The following is a 10,272-nucleotide window of genomic DNA, read 5'->3' on the forward strand; positions in this document are numbered from 1 at the left end:
TCGTGATGATGGCCGGCAAGGTGAGCGACACGATTTCCAGCCCGCCATCGACTTCACGGGTGACCCGGACCTGGGCGCCGTCGACCTCCACCTTGGAGGCAAACGTGGCTTGCGGCCAGTTCAGCAGCGCAGCCAGCATCTGGCCGGTCTGGTTGCAGTCGTCATCAATCGCCTGTTTGCCCAGAATCACCAGTTGCGGCTGCTCTTTATCGACCAGCGCCTTGAGCAGCTTGGCCACGGCCAGCGGCTGCAGCTCTTCGATCGTTTCGACCAGGATGGCGCGATCGGCGCCAATCGCCATGGCGGTGCGCAGGGTCTCCTGGCACTGCAGCACGCCGCAGGACACGGCGATGACTTCGGTCGCCACGCCTTTTTCCTTGAGCCGGGTCGCCTCTTCGATGGCGATCTCGTCAAAGGGGTTCATGCTCATTTTGACGTTGGCGATATCGACACCAGTGCCGTCTGATTTGACGCGGACTTTCACGTTGTAGTCGACTACACGCTTGACGGGGACCAAAACCTTCATTGCGGGGCTCCAGAGTTTATTAATTGACGTTGACGTAAACGTAAACGTAAGCTTTGCATTCTAGCTGCGGCCCTCGTGAAATGAGGCTGGCGCCTGTCTGCAAACGGATTATCCATGACGGTAAAAATAAAAGAACGACCGTTCTATTCCATTATAAAGGGTGAATCCCGGGCGGCCTGGTAGCGGCGGCGTCAGGCGGGCTGGCCACCGCAGATGTGGCGGCGAGGGTGTGGATCACCCGCTGCGGGTAGGGAATTTCGATGCCGTGCGTGCGCAACGACTGGAGAATGGCAAGGTTGATGCGGGAGCGCAGGTTTTGCTGGCCGTTCTCAGGGTCTTCCATCCAGTAGTTGAGCGTGAACTCCAGCCCATCAGCTCCAAAATTCGTCAGATTGACACCGGGCCCGGGCTCTCGGAGCACGCGCGCCTGCTGGACCGCAGCCTCGGTCAGCAAGCGCATCACCAGCTCGACGTCGCTGTCATAAGCCACCGACACCACGGTGGACTGCAGCACCTGGGTGTCGGTCAGGGACAGGTTTTCAATGCGGTTGCTGATGAACATCTCGTTGGGCACGATCGATTCCCGCCCGGACAAGGCGCGCACCACCGTGTAGCGCGCATTGATGTCGGTGATGCGCCCTTCAAAGCCGTCAATGCGCACGTTGTCGCCAATGCGCACGCTGCGTTCGGCCAGCATGACAAAACCGCTGACGTAACTGGCAGCGAGTTTCTGCAAACCAAAGCCAATGCCCACGCCAATCGCCCCGCCCAGCACCGACAGGGCCGTCAGGTCAATACCCACCGCTGACAGCGCCAGCAACAGGCCGACAAACATCAGCAGCGCACGGATGGCGTTGCTGAAAGCCTTGCGCAGGGACAGGTCACCGCCTTTGGCCGAGCGCAGCAGGCGCGCTTCCAGGGCCGAGGAAATCCACAGCGCAATCAACAGGACCACGCCGGCCGTCAGCGTGCCTTCGAGCATGGTGCGCACCGACAGGGTCGAAGCGCCCACCTTCCACTTGATATTGTCCAACTGGTCAAGAATCACCGGCAGCAGCCCGCTGACCCAGAGCACCATGGCAATCCAGGCCAGCCACGAAATGCTGCGCTCCAGCGCCCGCACCAGCGGCGCGGTTTTAAACGCCACCTGCAGCACCTTGACGCCCAGCCGGATCAGCGCCAGCGACAGCAGCACCGGAATCGCCACCTTGAACACCGCCAGCGGGAACAGGCGTACCAAAAGCGTCTGGGCCGCATAGGCAAAAACCAGCCATAGCAAGGGAAACAAAACCCCATCGACCAAGCGCCGCCCAAACAGGACGGGCGCTTCGCCAGCGACATGCAGCGTACGGCTGGCCACGCGCACCACCAGCCAGGCCAACAGCGCGCAGGCCAGCAGCACCGCCAGTTCAGTCAGGGCGGTAGGCCGGGCCAGCGCTGCCAACCAGGCGTCCAGACTGTCGATCGGCGCGGCAGAGGGGACGGTGGCAGCAACAACAGAACTCAAGACGCCGCCACTGGCCATTGCGGTTTCCTCTTGTCAATAAAGGCCTGCACGCCCTCCTGCGCCACCGCATGCGTCATGTTGCAGGCCATGGTCTGGCCCGCCAGCTGATAGGCCGCTTCCACGCCGGTTTCACGTTGCTTGTAGAAAAGCGCTTTGCCCATGGCCACCGCTTCGCGCGGTTTGGACAGCAGGGCCTGCAACAGTTTTTCGACCTCGGCGTCGAGCGCGTCATGCGGCACGACGCGGTTGACCAGGCCCCGCACGCGCGCCTCATCGGCCGTGATGAACTCGCCGGTCAGCAGCATTTCCATGGCCTGCTTGGCGGGCATGTTGCGTACCAGCGGCACACTGGGCGTGGCGCAAAACAGACCCACATCAAGGCCATTTACGCCAAAGCTGGCGTGGCTGCTTGCTACCGCCAGGTCGCTTTGCGCCACCAGCTGGCAACCGGCGGCGGTTGCCAGCCCCTGCACTTTGGCAATCACGGGCACCGGCAAATGCTGGATGCTCAGCATCACGCGCGTGCACTGGGCAAACAGCTTTTGGTAATAGGCCAGTTCGGGCTGGGCGCGCATTTCTTTCAGGTTGTGGCCGGCGCAAAACGCCTTGCCTTGCGCGCCAATCACCACCACCCGGGCCAACGGATCGTGCGCAATCGCGTCCAGCGCGCTTTGCAGGGCCGTCAGCACCTCTTCACTAAGGGCATTAAACGTGCTCGCCCGGTTCAGGGTGAGGGTGTGAATCCCCCGCCCGTCCTGCGTGTGAAGGACCGGCGGTGACAAATCAGCGGATGCAGTACTCATGAAAACTCCTATAAATCCGCCAGCACCCGGATATGCGCCTCGACACTGCGCCCTAGCGCGCTGAGGTTGTAGCCGCCTTCAAGCGCCGATACGATGCGCCCCTTGGCGTGGCGCCTGGCCACATCCTTGATGCGCTGGGTGATCCAGGCATAGTCCTGCTCGGTCAGCCCCATCTGGCCCATGTCGTCCTCGCGGTGCGCGTCGAATCCGGCACTGATGAAAATCATTTCGGGCTTGAAAGCCTCCAGGCGCGGAATCCACATCATCTCGATCAGTTCGCGCACGTCCATGCCCTTGGTGTAGGCCGGCACCGGCAGGTTGACCATGTTGGGCTCGTGCGTATCGGCACCGGTGTAGGGAAAGAACGGATGCTGGAAAAAACTCACCATCAGGATCCGGTTATCGCCCTTGATGATGTCTGCGGTGCCGTTGCCGTGGTGCACATCAAAGTCAACAATCGCCACGCGTTTCAAGCCGTGGCGCTCCAGCGCGTACTTGGCGCCAATGGCGATGTTGTTGAAAAAGCAAAAGCCCATGGCCTTGTTGTGTTCTGCATGGTGGCCGGGCGGGCGCACGGCGCAAAAGGCATTCGCCAAGTCACCGGCCAGCACGGCGTCGGTGGCCGCAATGACAGCGCCTGCCGCGCGCAAGGCGGCATTCCAGGTGTGAACATTGAGCGCGGTATCGGGATCAATCTGGGTATAGGCCGGCCCGCCTGCATTGATGTCGTCGGCCAGTTGATCGCACAAGCCCCGAATCGCCGCCACCAGCATGCGGTCGTGCGCCAGCTCGATGTCGCCGAGCGGCGCTGGCGGCGCCTCGCGCCGGTCCAGCGCATCACCCACGCCGGTGATCAGCAGCCGGTCTTCGATGGCATCGAGCCGCGCAGGACACTCGGGATGGCCCGGGCCCATTTCATGCTTGCGGCAGTCGCTGTGGGTGAAATAACCAGTCGCGCTCATGATGGACAAACTTTGCGAAAAATTGCGTTATGGTTGAAGACATGCATGTCAAAGAGAAACTTCAAGCGCTCCTGAATCAGCTTAACACGGTCATTGTCGGGAAATCGTCACAAGTGCAAGACTGCGTGGCCTGCCTGCTCGCAGGCGGCCACCTGCTGATTGAAGACGTCCCCGGCGTCGGGAAAACCACCCTCGCCCATGCGCTGTCGCGCTCGTTCGGCCTGCAGTTTTCACGTGTGCAATTCACCGCGGACTTGATGCCCAGTGACTTGTCGGGCGTGTCGATCTACGAGCGCCAGAAGGAAAGCTTTGTGTTTCACCCCGGGCCGGTGTTTGCCCAGGTACTGCTGGCCGACGAAATCAACCGGGCCAGCCCCAGGACGCAGAGCGCCTTGCTCGAAGCCATGGAAGAAAAGCAGGTCACTGTCGAAGGTGAAACCCGCCCGCTGCCGCTGCCGTTTTTTGTCATCGCCACGCAAAACCCGCACGACCAGCTCGGCACCTACGCCTTGCCCGAGTCGCAACTGGACCGGTTTCACATGCGGATTTCACTCGGTTACCCGGACCGCGCCGCCGAGCGCGAATTGCTCCGGGGCAGCGACCGCCGCGACATGCTCGATACCCTGCCAGCGCTGCTGACGCCGCACGACCTGCTGGCGCTGCAGCAACAGGTCGTGCAGGTTCACGCCGCCGAGCCGCTGCTGAACTACCTGCAGGACCTGATGGCCGCCACCCGCTCGGGCCGCTGGTTTTTGCAGGGCCTGAGCCCGCGTGCCGGCATCGCGGTCATGCGCGCCGCCAAGGCGCAGGCCTTTCTGAGCGGGCGGGACTATGTCGCGCCCGATGACCTGGCCGCCGTGCTGCCGCAAACCACGGCGCACCGCCTGGTTCCCGTCAGCGCTGCGGGCCGGGGCGCGGTCGAACAGGTGCGCGCCATGCTGGATGCTGTGCCGCTGCCGTGACCACGCAGCAGACCCTGAACATGGCAACCCTGTCATTTTTTTCGCGCCCTTTCAGGGTCTTGAGAGCGCGATTGCAGGCCTGGTTTGAAAACCGGCTACCCCTGTCCGACCACGTGACCCTGACCCAGCGCACGGTTTACATCCTGCCGACGCGACCGGGGCTGATGCTGGGCACTACCCTGCTGACGCTGCTGGTGGCGTCCATCAACTACCAGCTCAACCTGGGCTACCTGTTGACATTTTTACTGGCCGGCTGCGCGCTTGTGGGCATGCATGTCTGTCATGGAACGCTGCGCGGCCTTGCTATGAACCTGGTAGCACCTCACGCCCATTACGCGGGAGATACAGCCTATTTTGATGTAAATTTTATAAACACCCGGGATTCCATCCGCTATGGCATTGGCCTGCGCGCTCTCAAGCCGCAGAACGCCGACGCACCAGACAGGCAAGCCCAGTGGGCCTGGACCGATGTACCGGCCCAGGGCAGCAGCGTGCTGCAGGTGGCATTCACACCGGCCCTGCGCGGCCTGCACCGCCTGCCGACGCTGACCGCCGAAACCCGCTTTCCGCTCGGCACCTTCCGGGTCTGGACGGTCTGGCGGCCTGCCGCCCACATCATGGTGTATCCGGCGCCCGAGATGAATCCGCCGCCCCTGCCCCCCGGCGAGCCCCGTGCGGGCGGCGCCGCATCGGCAGCGCGGGCGCAGCGCACGGGCGAGTTTGACGGCGTCAGGGCCTACCGGCGCGGCGACGCCCTGAAACTGGTGGTCTGGAAAAAAGCGGCCAAAGCCGACGAGCAAGGCCATGGCCTGGTGGTGCGCGACGCCCAGCACGCGGAGCGCCACGAACTCTGGCTCGACTGGGCGCAGGCCGGTGCGGTCGGTGCGGAACAAAAACTCTCGCGCTTGTGCGCCTGGACTATTCAGGCCGACCAGCTCGGGCTGGACTACGGCCTGCGCCTGCCTGCACTCGAAATCAAGCCAGGCAGCGGCGAAGTCCACAAGCAGCAGTGCCTGGAAGCGCTGGCCCTGTGCTGAAGCCAACGCCGTTCAGGGTTGGTGCACTGGGCAAGCTGCCGCGCGACAGCCGGGACACGCTGTTTTTGCTGGCCGTGATTGCCTGGGTACTGCTGCCGCAGGTGAGTCATTTGCCGCTGTGGTGCAGCACGCTGGCGGCTACTGTGCTGATCTGGCGCGGATGGCTGGCCGTGCAAAGCCGGCCCCTGCCCGGGAAATGGGTGTTGCTGGCCTTGCTGGCCCTGACCCTCGCCGCCACCTACGCCACGCACCGCACCTTGCTCGGGCGCGACGCGGGCGTCACCCTGCTGGTGGTGTTGCTGACGCTTAAAACCCTGGAACTGCGCGCCCGGCGCGATGCATTCGTGGTGTTTTTCCTCGGCTTTTTCTGCATGCTGAGCAATTTCTTCTACTCGCAGTCCTTGCTGACGGCCTTCAGCATGTTGCTGGGGCTGCTCGGCCTGCTGACCGCCCTGGTCAACGCGCACATGCCCGTCGGCAAACCACCGCTGGCCCAGGCCGCCAAAACGGCGGGCTGGATGGCGCTGCTGGGCGCACCCATCATGCTGGTGCTGTTTGTGCTGTTTCCGCGCATGGCCCCTCTGTGGGGGGTGCCCAGCGACGCCATGACAGGCCGCAGCGGCCTGAGCGCCAGCATGGAAGTCGGCACGATTGCCAGCCTGGCACTCGACGACAGCGTGGCCATGCGGATCAGGTTCCAGGGCAACACCCCGCCGCAGCGTGAGCTTTATTTCCGGGGACCCGTGCTTTCCCGCTTTGATGGCCGCCAGTGGCAACCCCAGCATGCGGGCGTGCCGCCCCGCCATGAACTGCCGGCCGGGCTGCAAGTGACGGGCGACCCGATCGACTACGAAGTCACGCTGCAGCCCTCCAGCCAGCCCTGGCTGATTGTGCTGGACGCCGCCGCGCAACGCCCGGAACTGCCCGGTTACCGCAGCGTCATGGCGCCCGACCTGCAGTGGCTGACCCACCGGCCCATCACCGACATCGTGCGCTACCAGGCCCGGAGCTTCCCCGCCTTCACACACGGGCCGCTGCAGCCAGACCCGGGTCTGCAGGCGTTTGTCGATCTGCCGCCAGGCTTTAACCCGCGCACGCAGGCGCTGGCCGACGAGATCCGGCGCGATCCGCGCTATGCCCAGGCCAGTACCAGCACCCTGGTGCAGGTGGCGCTGGAGCGCCTGCGCACCGGCGGCTACACCTACACGCTGGAGCCCGGCGTGTTCGGCCAGCACACGGCCGACGAGTTCTGGTTTGACAGCAAGCAAGGGTTTTGCGAGCACATCGCCTCAAGCTTTGTGATTTTGATGCGTGCCATGAACATTCCGGCGCGCATCGTCACCGGCTACCAGGGCGGCGAGCTCAACAGCGTGGACGGCTTCTGGGTCGTCCGGCAAAGCGACGCGCACGCCTGGGCCGAAGTCTGGCAGGCGGGCGCAGGCTGGGTCCGTGTCGACCCCACGTCGGCCGTGGCGCCGGGGCGCACCGGCGCCCTTCAGCGGCTGGCCGCGCCGCGCGGCGTGGTGGCGCAGGCCTTTGGCAACTTCAGCCCCACCCTGTCGGCACAACTGCGCGCCACGTGGGAGGCCGTCAACAACGGCTGGAACCAGTGGGTGCTCAACTACACCCAGGGCAAGCAGCTCGATCTGCTGAAAAACATCGGCTTTGAATCCCCAAGCTGGCAGGATCTGAGCGTTGTGCTCTTTGCCCTCATCGTGCTGGCCAGCCTGGCGGGCGCCGCCTGGACGCTGTGGGAGCGCAGCCAGCACGACCCCTGGCTGCGCCTCTTGAGGCGCGCGCGCAAGCAGCTGGCCCGTGCTGGTATTGACAGCACGCCCGCCACCTCGCCGCGCCAGCTTGCGCTGCAGGTGCTGGCGCGCCAGGGCAGCCAGGGACAAGCGCTGCATGACTGGCTGATGGCGCTTGAGTTGCTGCGCTACGGCACGGCGTCCGCCAGCCACCTGCGCCAGCTGAAGCAACTCCGGCAGCAATTGAGCAGGCTGGCATAGCCGCAATATCCGGCTTGGCCGTCATATTTCATGCGCTGCTTAAAATCGAGTTTCGCCAACCTACTTTTTCTGAATGACACCTAAATCGCATTTCCCCAGCCTTGTAATTGCTACTTTCTTAATGGCGGTTATAGCAAGTGCAGCAGGTGCAGCAGGCGTGAGTGAGGCAAAACCTTATAAAAAGACAGTCGCCGCCAGCGCCCTGCAAGCCAAGGACCCGCTGTACGCCACACGCCCCGAGGTCATGCAGTTTGCGGACGACCTGGCCAGCCGGCGCAACCTCGACCCGGGCTGGGTGCGGGCCGCCATAGGCCAGTCGCGCTTTAACCCCACGGTGTCGCGGCTGATGCAGCCGCCGGCCAAGGCCTTTGTCAAAAACTGGCGCGCCTACCGCGGCCGCTTCATCGACCCCGTTCGCATTGCGGCCGGCGTGCGCTTCTGGCAAGAAAACCGGGCCACCCTGGCCCGCGCCGAGCAGGAATACGGCGTGCCGGCCGAACTCATCGTCGGCGTCATTGGCGTTGAAACCATTTACGGCCGCAACACCGGCAGCTTCAGCGTGCTGGAAGCGCTGACCACACTGGCCTTCGACTTTCCGGCCAGCCACCCGCGCGCCGCCGAGCGCAGCGAATTCTTCAAGGGCGAGATCGAGCAGTTCCTGACCCTGGAAAGCCGCCGCGGCGCCACCGCGCTGGAAACCCTGGACATCAAGGGCAGCTACGCAGGCGCCATGGGCATGCCGCAGTTCATGCCGTCGAGCTGGATCAAGTACGCGGTGGACTTTGACGGCGACAGCAGCATCGACCTGTGGAACAGCCCGGCCGACGTGATCGGCTCGGTCGCCAACTACTTCAAGGCCTTCGACTGGCAACCCGGCATGCCGACGCACTACCCGGTCAGCTTTGACACCAGCCGCCTGGACATGGACGCCCTGATGGCGCCCGACATTTTGCCAACCTTCGGCGTCGCCAGCTTCACCGCAAAAGGTGCGGTGCTGGACGGCGCGGCGCTGGACCACAAAGGGCCGCTGGCGCTGGTCGAACTGCTCAACGGCCCGGACGCGCCGAGCTATGTGGCAGGCACCGAAAATTTTTATGCGATTACCCGGTATAACTGGAGCAGTTACTACGCCATGGCGGTGATTGAGCTGGGGCGGGAAGTCAATCAGGAACGACTCAAGCTTGACGGGCGCTAACTCCCAAAGCAGCCGCTCCGCCGAATTCGGCGGAGTTACACCGCTGGTTTAACTCGGAACAATTAGGCCAAGACCGGCCAGTCATACATCTGCAGTCGATCGGCTGCTCCAGACTGCGGTCATTCAGGTTCGTCGATTGCAGCCACTTAACGCAAACAGGAGCGGCGGCAAAAAGCCACCCGCTCGTTGGTCGGGTTAGGTGCCTTCTCGGCGCGAAGTGATGATGTATGCATGTTTGATTTGGAGGCCGAAGAAGTTGCTGCTTTGTACATCAGCTACGCTATGTTCAATGTGAAATGCAGATTGGATTGCGCCTAAAGCGGGGTTTGTCTGCTCGATGATGACAATGCGTGAGAGCTTTGAAAGCTCAATGGGCTCGACGACACTCTTCAATATGCCCGTGATGTAACGTAGCGCCTCTCCCTTGTTGGCTTCAATCCAATCTGCAGAAACTAGCAGGTCCCAGAGATCTGGCGCATCCTCACGCAGAAAGAGCGCAAAGAGTAAGAATCGTCCCTTCTCGTCGGACATCTGCTGTTCCGCTTTGACCAGTTTTTCGGCGATGTCTTTCATAGCTTCTTCATTAGTACAGAGGCTGACTCCAGCATGAGCTTTGCATCGCTTTCGTTGGCGGACCCAATTGGTTTGTACCGAGCTTCTGGATTCCAAGCAGCCACTGCTGACCACTCAGCGAGAAACCCAGCTTTAACCGACTGTTCTTTACCGGTAAGGCGGAGAAGCAAATCGAGATCATGGACCTTGAAAGAGGTGAGGCCAGTGAACTCCTTTCCAGTTTCCGGGTAGCCTGACCACTTGAGCGTCTTACAAATACGCGCCTTCAGTGCAAGCTCTACAGAATAGCCACAGAGATACACCGCCCCATCGTACCTCTTGGCTTCGAGCAGAACTTTCGCGTCACGCAGGCGGGCGGATGCTATACGTTTGATTTCAACTGTGGCGAGCATGGGAAGTGATTGTAATTGGGAGGGTCGGGGTCAAGTCTCCCATTTCCCGTATTTCAAATACCTTTTCGGAAGGGTCGGCGAGGGTCGGGGTCAGGTCTCCCATTTCCCATATTTCAAATACCTTTTCCATACCCCATCACAATCCGGCTTACTGTCGAGCTCGATACGCCAAAGGCCAATGCGATGGCGGTTTGGCTGTGGCCGCCCTGGTAGAAGGCATCAGCCATGTTTTGGTTGCGCTGGTCTTTGCTGGTGAATTTCTTGTCAGCGTATCGCTTCAGATCGCTGTCGTGCGTGGGCGCGCTT

Annotated in this window: 11 protein-coding genes; 4 read left to right on the plus strand and 7 right to left on the minus strand. The window is 62.4% G+C overall.

From position 1 onward, the window contains the following. From Q8K05_RS07825 to Q8K05_RS07840, 4 genes are all read right to left on the minus strand, one after another. On the minus strand, positions 1-526 hold a 526-nt coding region (locus Q8K05_RS07825), incomplete at its 3' end, for an electron transfer flavoprotein subunit beta/FixA family protein (RefSeq protein WP_305246004.1). Between the two features lie 151 nt (positions 527-677). Continuing rightward, a complete protein-coding gene (locus tag Q8K05_RS07830) occupies positions 678-2,051 on the minus strand; it encodes a mechanosensitive ion channel family protein (protein WP_305246006.1) in 1,374 nt (457 codons plus the stop codon). Next, complete coding sequence (locus Q8K05_RS07835) at positions 2,030-2,836, minus strand: enoyl-CoA hydratase (RefSeq protein ID WP_305246008.1); 807 nt, start codon at positions 2,834-2,836, stop codon at positions 2,030-2,032. The genes Q8K05_RS07830 and Q8K05_RS07835 overlap by 22 nt, the downstream gene beginning before the upstream one ends. A gap of 8 nt (positions 2,837-2,844) precedes the next feature. Then, complete coding sequence (locus Q8K05_RS07840; protein WP_305246011.1) at positions 2,845-3,798, minus strand: histone deacetylase family protein; 954 nt, start codon at positions 3,796-3,798, stop codon at positions 2,845-2,847. 29 nt (positions 3,799-3,827) lie between these two features. Here Q8K05_RS07840 and Q8K05_RS07845 point away from each other — a divergent pair, with 29 nt between their 5' ends. From Q8K05_RS07845 to mltB, 4 genes are all read left to right on the plus strand, one after another. After that, positions 3,828-4,760: an AAA family ATPase gene (locus Q8K05_RS07845; protein ID WP_370868800.1), complete on the plus strand. Its 933-nt coding sequence runs from the start codon at positions 3,828-3,830 to the stop codon at positions 4,758-4,760. Positions 4,761-4,780: 20 nt separating this feature from the next. Beyond that, positions 4,781-5,797, plus strand: coding sequence for a DUF58 domain-containing protein (locus tag Q8K05_RS07850; protein WP_305246013.1), 1,017 nt, complete (start codon positions 4,781-4,783; stop codon positions 5,795-5,797). Then, entirely contained in the window at positions 5,791-7,806 is a 2,016-nt protein-coding gene (locus tag Q8K05_RS07855) for a DUF3488 and transglutaminase-like domain-containing protein (RefSeq protein WP_305246015.1), read from the plus strand. Before Q8K05_RS07850 ends, Q8K05_RS07855 begins: the two co-directional genes overlap by 7 nt. Before the next feature lie 121 nt (positions 7,807-7,927). After that, positions 7,928-9,001 (plus strand): lytic murein transglycosylase B, encoded by a 1,074-nt coding sequence (mltB, locus tag Q8K05_RS07860; RefSeq protein ID WP_305246016.1) that lies wholly within the window; start codon positions 7,928-7,930, stop codon positions 8,999-9,001. Positions 9,002-9,196: 195 nt separating this feature from the next. Here mltB and Q8K05_RS07865 read toward each other — a convergent pair whose 3' ends face one another. From Q8K05_RS07865 to Q8K05_RS07875, 3 genes are all read right to left on the minus strand, one after another. Further along, the gene (locus Q8K05_RS07865) at positions 9,197-9,574 is read right to left on the minus strand and encodes a hypothetical protein (protein ID WP_305246018.1); all 378 of its coding nucleotides are present in this window, start codon (positions 9,572-9,574) and stop codon (positions 9,197-9,199) included. Continuing rightward, a complete protein-coding gene (locus Q8K05_RS07870) occupies positions 9,571-9,966 on the minus strand; it encodes a HEPN domain-containing protein (protein ID WP_305246020.1) in 396 nt (131 codons plus the stop codon). Before Q8K05_RS07870 ends, Q8K05_RS07865 begins: the two co-directional genes overlap by 4 nt. A 113-nt stretch (positions 9,967-10,079) precedes the next feature. After that, a partial coding sequence (locus tag Q8K05_RS07875) for a helix-turn-helix domain-containing protein (protein WP_305246022.1) occupies positions 10,080-10,272 on the minus strand: 193 nt, incomplete at its 5' end.

It is taken from the genome of Polaromonas sp. (genome assembly GCF_030682935.1).
Taxonomy (GTDB): Bacteria; Pseudomonadota; Gammaproteobacteria; order Burkholderiales; family Burkholderiaceae_C; genus Polaromonas.